Origin of the sequence: Ectothiorhodospira magna (assembly GCF_900110965.1) — a bacterium.
GTDB classification, from domain to species: Bacteria; Pseudomonadota; Gammaproteobacteria; order Ectothiorhodospirales; family Ectothiorhodospiraceae; genus Ectothiorhodospira; species Ectothiorhodospira magna.
In genome coordinates this window covers 72,875-88,888 of sequence record NZ_FOFO01000012.1, presented here as the reverse complement: position 1 = coordinate 88,888, position 16,014 = coordinate 72,875, and the positions used below count along the sequence as shown (strand labels likewise).

Genomic DNA, 16,014 nt, shown 5'->3' with positions numbered 1-16,014 from the left:
GCCATGAACCGGTCCACGCTGCTTTGAAATTCCAGCAGCAGGTACACATAGAGCCAGTCCTTTCCCCAGCGGATGCGCCAGATGATGTCATCCTCACGATCGCGCAGTTCGTCGGTCACATAGGAGCCGCTGACCTTCTCCAGACTGGTGAAATCGAGCTGTTCCACCCAGGCTTCCTTGACGAAGCCGGTCAGCAGGTCGCGAACCATGCGTGGGTGAGAAAAGAGTAGCTTGTAGCTGTTGTCGTGATGGGTCATGGAGATAGGTGGTCTGGTCATCCGGTGTTATGAAAAAGGCCATGATGAGGATACCGCAAAGGTGCGTCGAGATCCTCGAATGAAAACGTATCCGGGGCTGGTGATATCACACTGTTCATGGGCTGTTCTGATGGATTTTGGTGGGCCGTGAAGGGCTGGACTGGCGCGGGCGCAGAGGGCAGAACTCGTTTTTGGGGCCTGAATAGCGTGCCCAGGATTGTGCCGTATGCCGGAACAGGTCTCGCTGCCGTATTTCCCCAACCTCAAGATCGCCTGCGGCCACTTCAAAACCAAGGGCGCGGCTCACGGGTAATGCCTTTGCATTGATCGAGTAATGCGATTGCATTACAGCATTTTCCCCAGTGGCGAGGTGGTGTTGACGCACACGAAGTCTCCGAAGGCGACGACCCGGTGCTCGGACAGTTCCTGACCTTCCTGGTCCACGACATGGTCAGTCACCCCGAGCGCCTGCAGGCAGTGGATGCAGGGCTTGCGGAAAGGCTTCAGTCGCTGGTTGATGGCGTCGAAATCGATCTCGATGCCGCTCTTTCGGCAGACGATGAAGGACAGCAAACGCGCTTGCGAGAGCAGTGACGACGCCTACCGGGTGTTCCGCAGGATGCTGGACAGCGGGGGTATCCCCCCGATGATTGGGATCGTCTCCTGTCCAAGGCGCAGAAGGCGTCAACGCGGATGCAGGGCAGGAATCATGGCAAGGGCGGCAGCGGCGCAGCCATAGTGTCAAGGACTCTGAATGCAGTGAACGTTCTCCCTGCTAGGCGTGAGCCAGGAGGGGGTCAAGCGGGGTTTCTTTTGAGAGGTTTGGTGCCTTGTTGCGATTCCACACAGACCCGAACCGTCTCCAGGGATGCTCCACCGACAGAGTCAATGCAATAAGCGCGATGCCAGAACATCGGTTTGCAATAAAACACCGCCAAGTGCTCGGCAAAACGATTGCGGGCGCGGCGGGCGCTGCCCGTCAATTCCTCATGCAGGCATGAGCGGCAGTACTTGGTTGCGAAAACAATATGCAGCTTGATGTCATAAACGGCGTGAGAACTTGATTTGGCAGTTTTTCCATGATTGCGTCTTGCTGATTTCTGATTTTTTTGGGACTATGACAGCCATGGGCATGAATAGACACCGCTTTCACTGCTATCTCAATCGCACACAGGAAAATATCCTGCAGGGTAATGGGTCAGCGGGTCGAGCCCGCCAGCGCACAGATCATCGAAGCCGGAAACCATGCCTACAACCGCGAAGGCGGTTTAGGGATGGTAGTTCATTAAATCCATATCTTCTTCATGCCAACGAAGGCAAAGATAAAAATTATTGGGGGTCTCTGGCCTCTCCCGATAAATAATAATCGAGGCCGGTAAACTGAAAGAAGGAATTATCATTATGAAATTTAAAACCCTGATGGCAGTCTCTCTGGCCGGGAGCTTGCTGATGTTTGGTGGTAGTATGGCCTCTGCAGAGACCAGGGATGGAATCAATCCTTGGCAGCACTGTGGTATTGGCGCTGCCATTTTTGATGATAATACGACTGCTGCTGCAATCTCAAATATAATCTGGGACTCTGGTTCCACCGCTGTGACTTCTGCCACCCTGTCTCCTCAGACATGTTCCAGTAAGGAGATTAAGGTTGCCATGTTTATCAATGAGACTTATGACCAGCTAATCATGGAAACAGCGATGGGTGAAGGTGAGTATCTCACTACTGCTCTTGAACTGATGAGCTGTGATATTAAGACCAGTCAAGTTGTAATTTCTCAGCTAAGATCTGACCTTCAGCAAGCCAGTTCCAGCACGGGTTTCACCAATCAGGATCATGCGGATAAGGCATATCAGTTCTACAGCAGCTTGAATCAGGCTGCCGTCGTCTGCGCTGGCTAAAGTCGTTCTTTGGGTCGGGATAAAATTTCCCGGCCCTTTAAAGTATTGAAAGGAAGACTCCCCCCATGCGACGCCTCGTGGTGACGCTATCGGTATTAGTGTATTTGTATTCAGGATATAGCTTGGCTGATGAAGCCTATAGCATGGTCGATGAAGCCGCGTTGGCCGAGCATCCCCAATGGCTATCACTACTGCATTTTGATCGTGGTAGCTTATTTGGCAGATCCCGCAGTGCAGTACTGGATGATGGTTTTTTTTTGGCTCCGACGGGTAAAAATGATCCTTTGGCTGAACTGACTGCGACATTGGCTAGATTGAGAGCTCCTGTTGTCGAAGGTGAGCCTCATGCCAGTTGCCGTTTTCCAGCCCGAGCCTTGTGGTTAAGCCACATGATAGATGAGCAATGGTCTGAGGCGGAGTGCCCCGAGTGGGAGGCATGGCAGCAGGAGCATGCTGGCGCCGAGGTGGGGCTGATGTTTGCTTCGGGTTATTTGGGAAATCCTGCTTCTTTCTTTGGACATCTTATGCTGCATCTGGCACAGGATAGTGCAGATCAGGGTATGACATTTATACGATTGCTTGATACCAGCCTGAACTTCGGCGCTGATGTGCCAGCATCGGACGGTCTTTTGACCTACATGGCTAAGGGTCTATTAGGTGGATATGAGGCCGAATATTCTCGTGCACCGTTCTACCATAATACTTCGCTTTATTCCGAGCGTGAGATGCGCGACCTCTGGCACTATCGACTCGCATTGCCTGAAGAAGAACGTAAACTATTGTTAGCGCATATTTTTGAAGTAACTGGTCAGCGCTTCGAGTATCTCTTTCTCACCCAGAACTGTGCCTCACGCATTGCTCGAACTCTGGAGCTTGTGGTGAACGATGATCTGACTCCTGGTCATGCGCCCTGGGTGGCGCCGGAAACCTTGGTGCGTGCCATTGGGAAAGCCGAGGTAGCTGGACGACCGTTGCTGGCAGGCACACGCCATGTACCTTCGCGGAGACTGCAGACCGAGTGGCGCTATCAGGCGCTTTCCATAGATGAGCAGGCCGTTGCCCGGGCAGTATGGCCCAAGGTTGGTACCCTCAATCTGCAAGCAGAGTCTTATCATGATCTGGCACCTGAGCGCCAAGCAGCTGTAGTAGATACTCTGTTGAGCCATGCGGCTTTCCTGATGCAGACAGGAGATGAGTCCGGTCTGGCTGAAATCAATCGTCAATTGCTCCAGGCCCGCTTGCAGTTACCAGCAGGGACTGATTCTCTGAAGATTGATAACCAAGTGCCGCTGCATGAGGTTACTTCTCCGGCGTTAATACGTTTAACTGCTGTTCATAATAATGAGATTGGTAATGTTTTTAGTCTGACTTTGCGCTTTCTACAGTATGATCTGATGGATAGTAATTCCACGCGCATGCCTAATGCAGCCCTAGAGATCGGACGTACTGAGTTGGATTTTGACCATGGTGGGGTTCGATTACGTCAGCTAGAGTTGTTTCATGTCACTAATTTACATGCGAGAAATGTTCATCTTCCAGCTTTATCTAATGTAGTTTGGCATACTTCTGCCGGTATTGAGCGTTCTCGATTTGACTGCGCTGATTGCTTGGATAGCTACGCAGTTTTGCTGGCTGGAAAATCCTATCAATTTAGCCATTACCTCCCTTTTTTTATGGGAGGATTACAGTTGAGAAGCGAGAATCACAAAGACGGGTATTTAGCGCCTTTGGTCCAGCTTGGTATGCTTGGAAACTGGACCAGCAATCAGCGTAGTCTGCTTCAGCTGGTTCATACTGATAGTCTAAAGGGAGATGCAGGTCGGCGCACACGATGGCTTTTACAGCACCGGGTGGCATTGGGAGATAATCTGGACTTACGCATAGGTTTGGAAGGAGATGATCATGCCTGTGAGATGAGATTTGGATTTTCCAGATATTTCTGATTTTATTGGAGAAGCCGACCAGCAAATCCAGATCAGGCACTGTCAACTACCCCCGACTGAAGTCGGGGGCTTGTGAGAGCAAGCCGGGTTGACCAGGGTCAGCGGTGAAAACCCGCTACGTTTGCAACAGGTCGTCAAGACCCACCGGCGGATGCTGCCTCAGTCCGCCGCTCTGGAAGGCTGGGATCATGCTGGCGAAAGGTAAAGCGCCGAAGGTTCCAGCCGCCGCGTCAGCGGGAGCCGGTTGCAGACATTCCCGAGGGGAGATGGGGCGCAAGCCCCACGTCACTGGACCCGTAAGGGTTCTGTTTTGGGCGGTTTGAAATGGCGGTTTTGGTACTGGACAAGAGGAAAAAGCCCCTGATGCCCTGCTCGGAGAAGCGGGCACGGTTGCTGCTGGAGCGGGCCTGCCGGTGATCACCAGTAGGGGTGGCCGCACCAAATACAACCGACAGCGATTGGGCATTCCCAAGACCCACGCCCTGGATGCGGCCTGTGTCGGGCCAGTCACTGCCATCACCCACTGGAACGTGCCCACCTTGACGGTGCGGGCCACGGGCCGGGGCAGTTATCAGCGCACCCGGCTCAATCGCTTTGGCTTTCCCCGTGGCTACCTGATGCGGCAAAAACAGGTAAAAGGCTTTCAGACCGGAGATCTGGTGCAGGCCAACGTACCGACCGGCAAAAAGGCCGGCACCTATCAGGGCCGGGTGGCCATTCGCGCCACCGGCAGTTTCAATATCCAGACCCGAGAGGGTGTGGTTCAGGGGATTTCACACCGCCATTGCCGCCTGCTACAAAGAGCTGATGGCTATGGCTATGCCTTTCAACCCAAACCCATACAGGAGGACGCGACCAGGGCCGCGTAATCGTGCTGCGCACGATGCGCTATCTCTCCCCGCCCTGAAGGACGGGGTTTCTCGCGCAAAATGATGAAAAAGTGTTTGATACTTTGGACAAGCGCCTCAAGCTGGCTCAGGACTATTATGCAGTGATCGCCGATGAGGCCTATGCCTCCCATGCTATAACCCAACCATCTTCTTGGGCAGTATCGGGGCAGGAACCCACCAAAGTGAGACAGTCTTCTTGTGCAGGAATCTTCCTTCAAGTTGGATGCAAGCGCACAAGCGGCGCATCGTTCGCATCGATGAGTAGATAGACATGCCCTTGAACCGGATCCACGGCGACGTCGCGGATTCGCCAGTTATGGTCTCGCAGCAGGCGTTCCTCATGAATGATATTGCGATCATGGCGAGAGAAACGACCAAGGTAGCGGTGCGCCAGATTACCCATGAGCAGGTCGCCACGCTCCCAACCGGGAAAAATTTCCCACTGATCGAAATGTACACCGTCGAAGAACGCCATCCCTGAAGGTGCAAACCCTTTCTGGCCGTCGTCATATTCGCTGCCATCCCAGCAAAACACAGGGTTTACGGTATTCGGGTTGTCCTGGGGAAGGTCACCGATTGGTTCGCCGGTTTGGTACTCACGGCTGCAGGTAGCTATGGGCCAGCCGTAGTTGCCGCCTGCCTGGTCAATAATGTTGATTTCGTCGCCGTCTTGTTCTCCGTGCTCATTCTGCCAGATTTGACCAGTGGCGGGGTCTATAGCCATGCCCTGGGCATTGCGATGGCCATAAGTGTAAATAGCGTCAAGGGCGTATGGATCGTCCACAAAGGGGTTATCCACAGGGATGGAGCCATCACGCTCAAGACGCAGTGTCTTGCCCCAATGACTTTGGAGATCCTGGGCTGCGTCACGCTCGCGTCGGTCGCCAACTGTTATGTACAAGTGCCAATTGGCGTCGAAAATGAGTCGTGATCCAAAATGCCCGGTACCCGGTGCAAATGGCGTGGCCACGTATAGAACCTCGAATCCCACCAGTTGCGGGCCATCATCATCCACCAGGCGACCACGCCCAACGTGGGTTGCATACCCCGTGCCATCCTGGTTAGCGCCGGCCCATGTGAGATAGATCCACTCTTGTCCCGGACCGTAATCCGGGTACACAGCCACATCGAGCAATCCACCCTGCCCCACTGCGGCCACTTCTGGTGTACCGGTCACCAAGGTGGTTTCGCCGGTTTGCCGATCGACCAATAGCAGGCGTCCTGGACGTTCAGTGACCAGCATGTGGTCATCGTTATTTGGCAGGAAGGTCATTCCCCAGGGGTGCTGTAAACCAGTGGCGACGATTTCCATCTGTATACCGTTTTTGTCGGGTGTTTCCGTCTCTGTCCTGTCTTTTTCGCTGGAGTTGCTGGACAATTTACAGCCACTCACCAGCATGGTCGTGGTGAGCACCAGTATCAGTGGCGGCAAAGTGCTGTCTTTGATCACAATGAACCTCCGGTATTTATTTTTTCGAGCAGGCTATGGACATAAGGTTGCTTGAGAAGCGCTGAACAAGTTTTAATGTCGTCTGTCTCGTGTAGCTGGAGTCGATTTTATCAGTCACAGTCTATTCTGTCTGTCAGACTCACTCCCGTAAAAGCGGGAGTCCCGGCGTCCGGGGTATGGCTGGATTCCCGCTTGCGCGGGAATGACGTGTTCAGAATATTCTTGGTGCAATGCTCAGAGAAGATGGTTCGATGATTATCTGATAAGCGAAATTTAGTATTATTTTTCAGAAGTTCCCTTGATTCAATCTCCGACCAAGGAGGTGAGGAGTAGCAGTTATCTGTTATCAGAGTAAGGTTTCTTTAGCCATACTTTTCGTATGCCAGACTCATCGGTCTTGACTTCCGAGATTGTAGCCAAAATGCGCATTCGCATGGCCTTGTCATGGCCGAGTTTGCTTAGCACCTGCCCCACAGCCGACGCCGGATAGCCGGTTCCTTTCTCATGGGCACCAAGATGATGGCGGATGGCGCGGGTGGCGTTTTGCAGTACGGCAGAATCGAGACATTCCGGGTCGTTCGAGGTAGTCTTGATGATTGCAGAATCACCAATCTTTTCTGGCGCATCAACTGGTAGAATCACCACGGGAATTGTTGCAACGGGGGGAGGTATGGTAGCACCGAGGGCGATCAGTACGGAATGACCTTTTGCTGACAGTAGTTCAGCTGCCGCCACCAGTAAATCATCCCGTGAAAGGATCATGATCAGCGGCTTCTCATCCGTCGGCGTGTGATAGAAGCGGGCCATCTCAAACAGGAGAACAACATCAGCGGATTGCTTGCGTGTGGGTACAATGTGGGGGAGGATATCTACCAAAGAATTGGTATCGCGCAAGGCGTTTTCCCAGTCCATCACACGCCGCCCAGCATCATTTCCTGCGATCACTGCCCGCTCTGCCGGTTGCCCGATGTTTGCAAGAAAGCGGATGGCGGAGGGTGCGAGCGCAGGGGGTTGGTTATCCGCGTCAATATAGAGCCAGGATTTTTTTGTCAAATATCACCTCCGTGTATGGGGGTACATCCTCGCCCGGCAATTCCAGAACCCATTCTCCCGGAAAAACGATAGCTCACAAGTAACCCCAAATTTTATGATCACTGGTCTGGTATGCATCGGCTTTTCTCGTGCTTCCTTGATGGGTTTGCGCCTGCAATGAAGCGCCGATGGAGCCGATGCATGGTCATTCATTCAAGCAATACTTCGCTTCCGATGATCAGGGCGTAGGTTGGCGTCCCAATGCGATATATTTGGTCTCACCATCCATCTGCTTTTTCTCATAGTGAACCACCCCGTCAAGCCTGGTCAGTCCCGCTGCTACCGGGTCATTGTTCTTGAGCAATTTGGCAATGGGTTCGATGATTTTTCTTTTGACATCATGTACGTTGTTAACGCTGGTGAGGTAAATGGAGTAAATCCAGCATTGGTCCGTCCATCTTCGTGCATCAGGGGCAAAGTTTCGCAGGACCTGTGCTTGAAGATCACAATCCTCAGCCCCATCAAATACCTCATCCCAAAGGGAAATTTCTATGCTGGGTTCTTTGCATATGAGTTCTCCTTCATACGCGGTTTCCGGGTCAAGCGTGAATTCAATATATAAATATCGTTCGGCTTTTGAACGCCTGTTCTTTGGGGAGATGCCAATCCAAAACTTGTAATGGTATACGACCCAATCATTGTCATCGTACCAGCAATCAGATTCCCATTTTTCAATAATCTTGATATTGTCGCCCAGCGATCCGTCGGCAATTGCCTGATCCACCTCATTCTTCATGATAGTGGCCAAGGCTTCAATTTCTGCTCCTACTTTTGATATCAGTCGGACACTGTTGTAAATGGCCTCGCCAATGGACTGTTTTTCAATGTCATTCATGACAGTATCTCCTCACGGTGAAGAAAAGAATACAACAGGCTTGATAGTGGGGACCGGGGTATAGGCAATATGGGTCCAGCCTTGAACTCCACCCCAGAAAACATTGCCATAGAATGGGGCAGGGATTGAGGTGACGGGAAGACCAGTAAAGCCTCTGAAGGCCCGGATGCCGATCCTCTCCAGGGTCAGGCAGACGTTGTTTGCCCAATCCTTGGCCTCGGTGGTTTTGAAAATACCACCGCGTAGCAGTACGTCCTTGATGGAGGCCCAGTCCACCGCCAGAAGACGACCCTGCCAGGGGTTGCCATGCTCTTGAGATGACATGGCAGCAGAAGCGGCACTGGTCTCCGGTGCAATGAAGAGGTGAAACCCGGTTTTTCTGCCCTGCTCATCAAGGCAATGTTCCCACTGGAGATGCAGTTGATCATTACCACTGAGGGGGGCTCGCCACTTGAGTTCAACAATCACCGGAATCGTCTGGTCCGGGTATCTCAGGTAAACCATCAAGTCCGGCTCAACTTTCCTTTCAATGCCGGAAAATCGCTTCCACAGCTCCATGTGGACATCTTCTGGCTCCTTCGGAGGCAGTGCGTTCGCCCCACACCGAATCAACAGGTGATGCCAGAACCGGGCGCGTTCCTCGGGGGTGAGAAATTTCAGCGGACCGAGGATCAGCGCGGTGATTTCGTCCTCGGCGGCGACACGTTTTTCATCATTATCATCCTTATGGCCCATATACCGCCGGTATATCCGGGATTTACGTTGTGCGATGGCATGCAGCACGGCAGTCTCCTTTGGCTATTGATCCGCTGTCTTTCCTGTCCGACCTGGCTCCACGGGCAAGGTGGTCCGTGCGGCTGGTGTAACGGATCGGGTGAACTCAGGATGAGTAACACTCATTCAAGATCATCACTTCCTCGGCAATGGCTTGACGGGTTTGTTCTGGCCCAAGGACCACGATATCCGCCCCCTGTGACCGTATCCATTGTCGCAGGGTCAGTGTGTCCCGTATTCGTGCGGTGAGCAGATAACTATCCGGATCATCGGGGTCGGGAAAAATGCGCTGTGTCTCGTTCAGTGGTGTCTCTCTCAGAATCTGGGTCATGAACTCAGATACCCAAAGCTCCAGTTCAATTTCACCATAATCCCCAAACTCGAAATGGTGTCCAGCCAGGTAGCGCTCAAGATCAAAGTCACCCCGTTGACCAGCCTGGTCCTGTACCTCGGCTCTTTCGATACGCTGCAGGGCGAGTATGCGTGGTTCATCGTAGCCGTCATAATGCACTACCAGATAGGTCACCTGTCCCCGCATCACCAGTGCCAGCGGGGTGACAAGTGATTCTTTTGACTCGGCGGCCAGTGCCTTGCGGTAATCAATTTTCAGCAGGCGATCACGAAACAGCGCCTCGTGAACCGCCTTGATGACATCCAGGTTGACAGAACGGGCGGGTTGGAGTGGATGCACATCAATGACGGCAGTCTTTTGGCGCACCCACTGATCAATATCATGCATTGAACTCTGCCATGGATGAGGTGCCTGCTCAAGGCTTGCTCTGGCCTGTTCCTGGAGCGTCTTTATCTCTTCCATTTGGCTATCTGGCAAAATGATACGAAGGTATTCCCAGGCCATCAGTGTAATCAGTGCAGCGGTGGTATTCAGGCCCGGAATCTGAAAAGCTTTGGCATCTGCCTGCCAGCACCATTGAAATGGCTTGCTGTCTTCATCCATGACGATGATGTTAAAATGTCGGGAAAGGGATGCCAGGTTTCGTTCAATTGTCCGTTGAGATACCTTTGTGAACCCTTGACTCTCCAGTTTTTGGGTGATTTCTTTTGCGGTAATGGTAGCAGGATGACGGGGTAGCAGTTGCAGAATCATCAGGTACCGATACAGGGTTTCATCACGCATTCTCCTTGATCTCCCATTAATCAGCGTGAATTGAGCCGTATGATTTCGGTTAGCACGGCAAACTCTTTGGCTGCAATGATTGCATCCATACCTCCTTCTTCAAATTGTACATAAAAATGCTGATTGTCATCCATTTTCTGCACAGAATAAATGGTGGCTTCATGAACACCGTGATGATTCACCCTGGCGGCGCCATAAGTGATTCGACTGCGCAGAATCTGAGGCCAGTCAATACCTTCTTTATGATAGACTGCGAGAACTGCATCGGCGGGTGAAATGTTAAGGGTGGCAGCGCAATAAATCTTGTTTATTGACTCATCAATCCCTGCCGTTCGGATTTCACTGATGCGGATATTAAAGTACCCTTGACCTTTCTGGTTTGGATGGAGCGAAGCACCAGGCAAGACGCCTAGATCGTCATGAATGTCTTGGTAAATCAGTAACTCAGCTGTGGCAATCACTTCAGCATCGGAGCAGCCCGGTGGCTTGGCGCTACAACCAGCCGCCAGCAGTAGTAAAAACGCTATTGAAAGAGTAAAAATTATTTTTTTATTCATGAGCGTGTTGACCTCATCATCAGGGGGAGCCACTGAAACAGCGCGTGACCAGTCTCGACGAGCTACTTCTTGGTAACCATGGTAAGTGTGACACATGCATGCGACATATCGCGTCGTACTGTGGCATGACTAACCTGGGAGTGGGTAGTGAACTTCCCCATCTCTTTTGGCAGGGTATAGTGACAAGGCTTTGAAAATATAATATGAGTCCATTGACTGCGGGAACATTGGTTCCCGCAGTCAATGGGTTTTATTTCGGGAGATTAATCATCTGACAGAAGTGCAGCGATGATTTTATCCCCAATTTCTTTGGCTGATGCTTCAATGGTGGCAGCGTCAGCACCTATGCCATGGGGCCATTCCAATGCGATCCACCACGAATCATCATCTTCAACCACTTGATTGATGGGGGCAGGAAATTGATTTTTCAGTCGATCCCATAGTTTCGTGTCATTACTCAACTGTTCGATGTAGATGCAGGCGTTTTCGGCGTTTTGCATATCGCCGTAGCCGTAAGCACCAATATTGATTACATCACCTCTTCTTGGTAGTTTTCTTACGTTAAAGGAAATAAAGAAGTACCGATCTTCTTCTTCAGTTTTCTTGTATCCTCCAAAACTTTCACTCCTTGCAACCAGTGAATCGCTTTTCCCTATATGTTCATATAATTCCGTAAGAAAAAAAGTAATTTCACAGATTCCACTTGCGACGTTTTGATTGATTGAAGTCACCATGAGTCGTCTCCTTGTTGCACATGACTTTTAAAACGTCTCCGTCATGATTTTCATGACGATATTATTCTTTCACGCTCATGCGACATACAGCGTCGTATTTCATCCTTCCGTCCGTGAATTTGTGCCGCTGGTATGGCCAGTCGGGGCCATGAGCAGCATCCCGTGACTGCTCATGACTGTTCTGGTACAAACAGGGCTGATCATGCGCTGAGTCTGGCGGGAGCACGGGATCAAAATGGCCGACTTGTGCGACCCTGGGTTTGGCAACTCAGCCGAGGATGCAAAGCCATGCCACCAGAACACGGCAAAATGCTTCTGGATTCTCCGGTTTTTCCGTAGACTCTTCCCATGTCACTGACAGGCAAACATATCCTTCTGGGCGTTTCCGGCGGCATTGCCGCTTACAAGGCCTGCGAGCTCACCCGGCGGCTGATGGATGCCGGTGCCGAGGTCCGGGTGGTGATGACCCCTCACGCCACCGAGTTCGTGGCCCCGCTCACCTTCCAGGCCCTGTCCGGCCATCCCGTGCGCACGGCTCTGTTCGACGCCGAGGCCGAGGCGGGCATGGATCACATCAGTCTGGCCCGCTGGGCCGATGCCGTGCTCATTGCCCCGGCCACCGCCAATGTCATGGCCCGACTGGCCCAGGGCATGGCCGATGACCTGTTGACCACCCTCTGCCTGGCCGCCGAGGCCCCCGTCTGCCTGGCCCCGGCCATGAACCGGGTCATGTGGGCCAATGCCGCGACTCAGGCCAACGTGCGGACCCTGACGGCGCGGGGCGTCCGTCTGTTCGGTCCCGGTGCCGGTTATCAGGCCTGCGGCGAGATGGGGGAGGGGCGCATGCTGGAGCCGGGGCAGATCGTCACGGCGGTGGAAGGTCTGTTTGCCGTCGGTGCGCTGGCAGGGGTACGGGTGATGGTCACCGCCGGTCCCACCCGGGAGCCTCTGGACCCGGTGCGTTATCTCACTAACCGAAGCTCCGGGCGCATGGGCTTTGCGGTGGCGGCGGCGGCGGCGGAGGCCGGTGCTCAGGTTTGTCTGGTGAGTGGTCCGGTACACCTGGATACCCCCCCTGGTGTGACCCGGGTGGATGTGGAAACGGCCTTGCAGATGTACGAGGCCGTCATGGCCAGGGCCGCCGGGACGGATCTGTTCATTGCCACGGCAGCGGTGGCGGATTACCGCATGGCCCAGCCGGCACCGCGCAAGATCAAGAAACAGGCGGATGAGTTGCCACTGACCCTGGTGAAGAACCCGGATATCCTGGCGGCGGTAGCGGCCTTGCCGGACGGTCCGTTCACGGTGGGATTCGCGGCGGAAACCGATGATCTGGACACCTATGCCCGGGGCAAGCTCGAAGCCAAGGGGCTGGACATGATCGCCGCCAATGATGTTTCCGGTGGGCGCGGGTTCGATGTGGCGGACAATGCCTTGAAGGTGTTCTGGCGAGGAGGTTCCCTGTCCCTGCCGCAGCAGCCCAAGTTGCAACTGGCCCGTGAGCTGGTGGCGCTGATTGCCCGACATCATGGGGGCTGTCGCGCCTCCCATCCCTGTTCCCATCCAACAATCGATCATCAACATCATGCATGCCATTCAGATCAAGATTCTTGACCCCCGTGTCGGCACGGACTTCCCCTTGCCGGAGCCGGCCACATCCGGTTCCGCCGGCATGGACCTGCGGGCCTGCCTGGATGTCCCTTTGACCCTGGGACCGGGAGAAACCCACCTGATTCCCACCGGCATCGCCATGCACCTGGCAGACCCCGGTCTGGCGGCCATGATCCTGCCCCGGTCTGGTCTGGGCCATAAACACGGCATTGTCCTGGGAAATCTTGTCGGCCTCATCGATTCCGACTATCAGGGACCGCTCATGGTCTCCTGCTGGAACCGGGGGGCGGAGCCGTTTGTCATCCACCCCGGCGAGCGTATTGCCCAGTTGGTGGTGGTGCCGGTGGTGCAGGCCCAATTCCAGCTGGTGGATGACTTCGAGGCGACCCAGCGGGGCAGCGGCGGGTTCGGGTCCTCGGGCAAGGCTTAGCCCCCAAGACACAGGCAGGACATACCGGGAGCACCGTCACATGCAGGGGAACAGCTGATGAGCATGAGTGTGGACCCCGGCATCTTCCGGGCCTATGACATCCGCGGCGTGGTGGGTGAACGCCTCAATCCGGATACCGCCCGGGCCATTGGCCGTGCCTACGGTGCCGAGGCCCGCGAACTGGAGGTGGCCCGGGTAGCGGTTGGCCGTGACGGCCGGTTGTCGAGCCCCGAACTGGAATCCGCCCTGATCGAAGGGCTGCTGGCGTCGGGATTGCGGGTAATCCGGCTGGGTTGCCTGCCCACGCCGGTGACCTATTACGCCGCACTCCGGCAAGCCGATGGCAACGGCATCATGGTCACCGGCAGCCACAATCCTCCGGCCTATAACGGTTTCAAGCTCATGCTGGCGGGGCGCACCCTGCATCAGGAGACGGTGCAGCGTCTACGGCGCCGGATTGACGAGGGGCGTCTGCCCGTTGCCCCAGGAGGTACCCTGGAGACTGCAAAAGTCTGTGGTGATTACCTGAACGAACTCTGCGCCGATATTCACCTGGATCGCCCCCTGCGGGTGGCGGTGGATTGCGGTCATGGTGCCGCCGCAGTGGTGGCACCCGAGGTTTTCCAGCGCCTGGGCTGTGAGGTGATTCCCCTGTATTGCGATGTGGATGGGCATTTTCCCCACCATCATCCCGATCCATCGCGGCCGGAAAACCTGGAGGATCTGCGGCGGGCCGTGCAGTCCGGTGGACTGGATCTGGGGCTGGCCTTTGACGGGGATGGGGATCGCCTCGGGGTTGTCGATGGTCAGGGGCGCATCCAGTGGCCGGATCGCCTGATGATGTGTTTTGCCGCCGATGTGCTGGCCCGGCATCCCGGTACCCCGGTGGTGTTCGATGTGAAATGTTCCCACCATCTGGCCCAGCGGATACGCGCCCTGGGCGGGGTGCCGGAGATGTGGCGCACCGGCCATTCCCTGCTCAAGGCACGCATGGAAGAGATCGGTGCCCTGCTGGCGGGAGAGATGAGCGGTCATGTCTTTTTCCGGGATCGCTGGCTTGGGGTGGATGATGCGATTTATGCCGGGGCGAGGTTGCTGGAGTATCTCGCCCGGGATGACCGGTCAGCGGCACAGGTCTTTGATGCACTGCCCCAGGGGTGTCATACCCCGGAGCTGCTGGTGACGCCGGGCGGGGAAGAGGGTCATGGCGCCTTCATGGCCCGTTTCCTGTCCGAGCCGGACCCGGAAGGCGCCCGAGTGAATCGCATCGATGGCCTGCGGGTGGATTTTGACGATGGCTGGGGGTTGGTGCGGGCCTCCAACACCACCCCCTGCCTGACCTTGCGCTTCGAGGGGGCCAGTCCCCAGGCCCTGGCCCGGATCCAGGCCCTGTTCCGGGAACGTCTGCTGGCGGTGGACCCGGAACTGGAACTGCCGTTCTAGATTTCCCCGCTGCCCTGTTAGAATCAGCCCGGTCTGCAACCGGAGACTTCCCGTAATGTCTGAACATACCGCCATGGATCACACCAGCCCCCAGACCATTGCCCGGGTTCTGACCGAGGCACTGCCCTATATCCAGCGTTTTTCCGGCAAGACACTGGTGATCAAGTATGGCGGCAACGCCATGGTGGACGAGGCCCTCAAGCGCGGCTTTGCCCGGGATATCGTGCTGCTCAAACAGGTGGGTCTTAATCCGGTGGTGGTCCACGGTGGTGGACCTCAGATTGGCAGAATGCTCAGTCAGTTGGGCAAGGAATCCCGTTTTGTGGACGGCCTGCGGGTGACAGATCGGGAAACCATGGATGTGGTGCAGATGGTGCTGGGTGGCCTGGTTAACAAGGAAATTGTCAGTCTTATCAATCAATTCGGTGGCCGCGCAGTGGGACTGACCGGCAAGGACGGCGGGCTGATCCGTGCCCGGCGCATGAGTCATCGCCGTATCGGTGAAGACCCGGAAGCCTCTGAGATCATCGACCTGGGCCATGTGGGGGAGGTGGCTTCCATTGATCCTGCGGTGGTACACATGCTGGATTCAGGGGCCTTCATTCCCGTGATCGCGCCGGTGGGCGTGGGCGAGGACGGGGCGGCCTACAACATCAATGCTGATCTGGTGGCGGGCAAGATGGCCACGGTGCTGGGGGCGGAGAAGTTGATTTTGCTCACCAATACGGCAGGGGTGCTGGATGAGGCGGGCCACCTGCTTACCGGTTTGACGGCCCGACAGGTGGACGAGCTGATTGTGGATGGTGTGATCCATGGCGGCATGATCCCTAAAATCCAGTGCGCCCTGGATGCGGTGAAATCCGGTGTCAAAACAGCCCATATCATTGATGGTCGGGTGCCCCATGCGGTGATGCTGGAATTGCTCACGGACAAAGGGGTGGGTACTTTGATCCGGGGCTGATGCTGA

The 16,014-nt window shown here is 54.9% G+C and carries 18 protein-coding genes; 9 read left to right on the top strand and 9 right to left on the bottom strand.

All coding sequences use genetic code 11. The features are described from left to right. Nucleotides 1–278 (bottom strand): Rpn family recombination-promoting nuclease/putative transposase (locus BMX62_RS06490; RefSeq protein ID WP_238375887.1); only part of this gene is annotated, 278 nt, incomplete at its 3' end. 426 nt (nucleotides 279–704) lie between these two features. Between BMX62_RS06490 and BMX62_RS13375 the strand changes: the two genes are divergently transcribed. After that, nucleotides 705–851, top strand: a complete 147-nt coding sequence (locus tag BMX62_RS13375) for a type II toxin-antitoxin system PrlF family antitoxin (RefSeq protein WP_420795811.1) — start codon at nucleotides 705–707, stop codon at nucleotides 849–851. Between the two features lie 203 nt (nucleotides 852–1,054). Here BMX62_RS13375 and BMX62_RS13370 read toward each other — a convergent pair whose 3' ends face one another. Then, nucleotides 1,055–1,240: a transposase gene (locus BMX62_RS13370; protein ID WP_202906220.1), complete on the bottom strand. Its 186-nt coding sequence runs from the start codon at nucleotides 1,238–1,240 to the stop codon at nucleotides 1,055–1,057. 418 nt (nucleotides 1,241–1,658) lie between these two features. On the opposite strand from BMX62_RS13370, the gene BMX62_RS06470 reads away from it, so the two are divergent. The 4 genes from BMX62_RS06470 to BMX62_RS06460 all read left to right on the top strand — a co-directional run bounded on the left by BMX62_RS06470 (nucleotide 1,659) and on the right by BMX62_RS06460 (nucleotide 4,965). After that, nucleotides 1,659–2,153, top strand: coding sequence for a DUF3015 family protein (locus BMX62_RS06470; RefSeq protein WP_090206162.1), 495 nt, complete (start codon nucleotides 1,659–1,661; stop codon nucleotides 2,151–2,153). Between the two features lie 65 nt (nucleotides 2,154–2,218). Then, nucleotides 2,219–4,096 (top strand): Lnb N-terminal periplasmic domain-containing protein, encoded by a 1,878-nt coding sequence (locus BMX62_RS06465; protein WP_090206159.1) that lies wholly within the window; start codon nucleotides 2,219–2,221, stop codon nucleotides 4,094–4,096. A gap of 324 nt (nucleotides 4,097–4,420) precedes the next feature. Further along, nucleotides 4,421–4,513, top strand: a complete 93-nt coding sequence (locus BMX62_RS12650) for an RRXRR domain-containing protein (protein ID WP_143339670.1) — start codon at nucleotides 4,421–4,423, stop codon at nucleotides 4,511–4,513. Continuing rightward, complete coding sequence (locus BMX62_RS06460; protein ID WP_238375885.1) at nucleotides 4,510–4,965, top strand: hypothetical protein; 456 nt, start codon at nucleotides 4,510–4,512, stop codon at nucleotides 4,963–4,965. Before BMX62_RS12650 ends, BMX62_RS06460 begins: the two co-directional genes overlap by 4 nt. A gap of 235 nt (nucleotides 4,966–5,200) precedes the next feature. Here BMX62_RS06460 and BMX62_RS06455 read toward each other — a convergent pair whose 3' ends face one another. The 7 genes from BMX62_RS06455 to BMX62_RS12640 all read right to left on the bottom strand — a co-directional run bounded on the left by BMX62_RS06455 (nucleotide 5,201) and on the right by BMX62_RS12640 (nucleotide 11,563). Continuing rightward, entirely contained in the window at nucleotides 5,201–6,436 is a 1,236-nt protein-coding gene (locus tag BMX62_RS06455) for a PQQ-dependent sugar dehydrogenase (protein WP_090206156.1), read from the bottom strand. A gap of 336 nt (nucleotides 6,437–6,772) precedes the next feature. Then, the gene (locus tag BMX62_RS06450) at nucleotides 6,773–7,489 is read right to left on the bottom strand and encodes a hypothetical protein (RefSeq protein ID WP_143339669.1); all 717 of its coding nucleotides are present in this window, start codon (nucleotides 7,487–7,489) and stop codon (nucleotides 6,773–6,775) included. Nucleotides 7,490–7,706: 217 nt separating this feature from the next. Then, a complete protein-coding gene (locus BMX62_RS06445; RefSeq protein WP_090206150.1) occupies nucleotides 7,707–8,363 on the bottom strand; it encodes a hypothetical protein in 657 nt (218 codons plus the stop codon). 12 nt (nucleotides 8,364–8,375) lie between these two features. Next, nucleotides 8,376–9,146, bottom strand: coding sequence for a hypothetical protein (locus BMX62_RS06440; protein ID WP_090206148.1), 771 nt, complete (start codon nucleotides 9,144–9,146; stop codon nucleotides 8,376–8,378). Between the two features lie 97 nt (nucleotides 9,147–9,243). Continuing rightward, on the bottom strand, nucleotides 9,244–10,272 hold the full coding sequence (locus BMX62_RS06435) for a helix-turn-helix transcriptional regulator (RefSeq protein WP_090206145.1): 1,029 nt from the start codon (nucleotides 10,270–10,272) through the stop codon (nucleotides 9,244–9,246). A 20-nt stretch (nucleotides 10,273–10,292) separates the two neighbouring features. Then, nucleotides 10,293–10,829: a hypothetical protein gene (locus BMX62_RS12645; RefSeq protein WP_143339668.1), complete on the bottom strand. Its 537-nt coding sequence runs from the start codon at nucleotides 10,827–10,829 to the stop codon at nucleotides 10,293–10,295. Between the two features lie 263 nt (nucleotides 10,830–11,092). Then, nucleotides 11,093–11,563, bottom strand: a complete 471-nt coding sequence (locus tag BMX62_RS12640) for a hypothetical protein (RefSeq protein ID WP_143339667.1) — start codon at nucleotides 11,561–11,563, stop codon at nucleotides 11,093–11,095. Between the two features lie 348 nt (nucleotides 11,564–11,911). Between BMX62_RS12640 and coaBC the strand changes: the two genes are divergently transcribed. The 4 genes from coaBC to argB are packed head-to-tail and all read left to right on the top strand — an operon-like array spanning nucleotide 11,912 to nucleotide 16,008. Beyond that, on the top strand, nucleotides 11,912–13,177 hold the full coding sequence (gene coaBC / locus BMX62_RS06425; RefSeq protein WP_090206139.1) for a bifunctional phosphopantothenoylcysteine decarboxylase/phosphopantothenate--cysteine ligase CoaBC: 1,266 nt from the start codon (nucleotides 11,912–11,914) through the stop codon (nucleotides 13,175–13,177). Continuing rightward, nucleotides 13,149–13,604 carry a dUTP diphosphatase gene (gene dut / locus BMX62_RS06420; RefSeq protein ID WP_090206136.1) on the top strand — a complete coding sequence of 152 codons (456 nt, stop codon included), beginning with the start codon at nucleotides 13,149–13,151 and terminating at the stop codon, nucleotides 13,602–13,604. The genes coaBC and dut overlap by 29 nt, the downstream gene beginning before the upstream one ends. 57 nt (nucleotides 13,605–13,661) lie before the next feature. Next, nucleotides 13,662–15,047 carry a phosphomannomutase/phosphoglucomutase gene (locus BMX62_RS06415; RefSeq protein WP_090206133.1) on the top strand — a complete coding sequence of 462 codons (1,386 nt, stop codon included), beginning with the start codon at nucleotides 13,662–13,664 and terminating at the stop codon, nucleotides 15,045–15,047. A 55-nt stretch (nucleotides 15,048–15,102) separates the two neighbouring features. Continuing rightward, entirely contained in the window at nucleotides 15,103–16,008 is a 906-nt protein-coding gene (gene argB / locus BMX62_RS06410; protein ID WP_202906219.1) for an acetylglutamate kinase, read from the top strand. Nucleotides 16,009–16,014 lie beyond the last annotated feature (6 nt).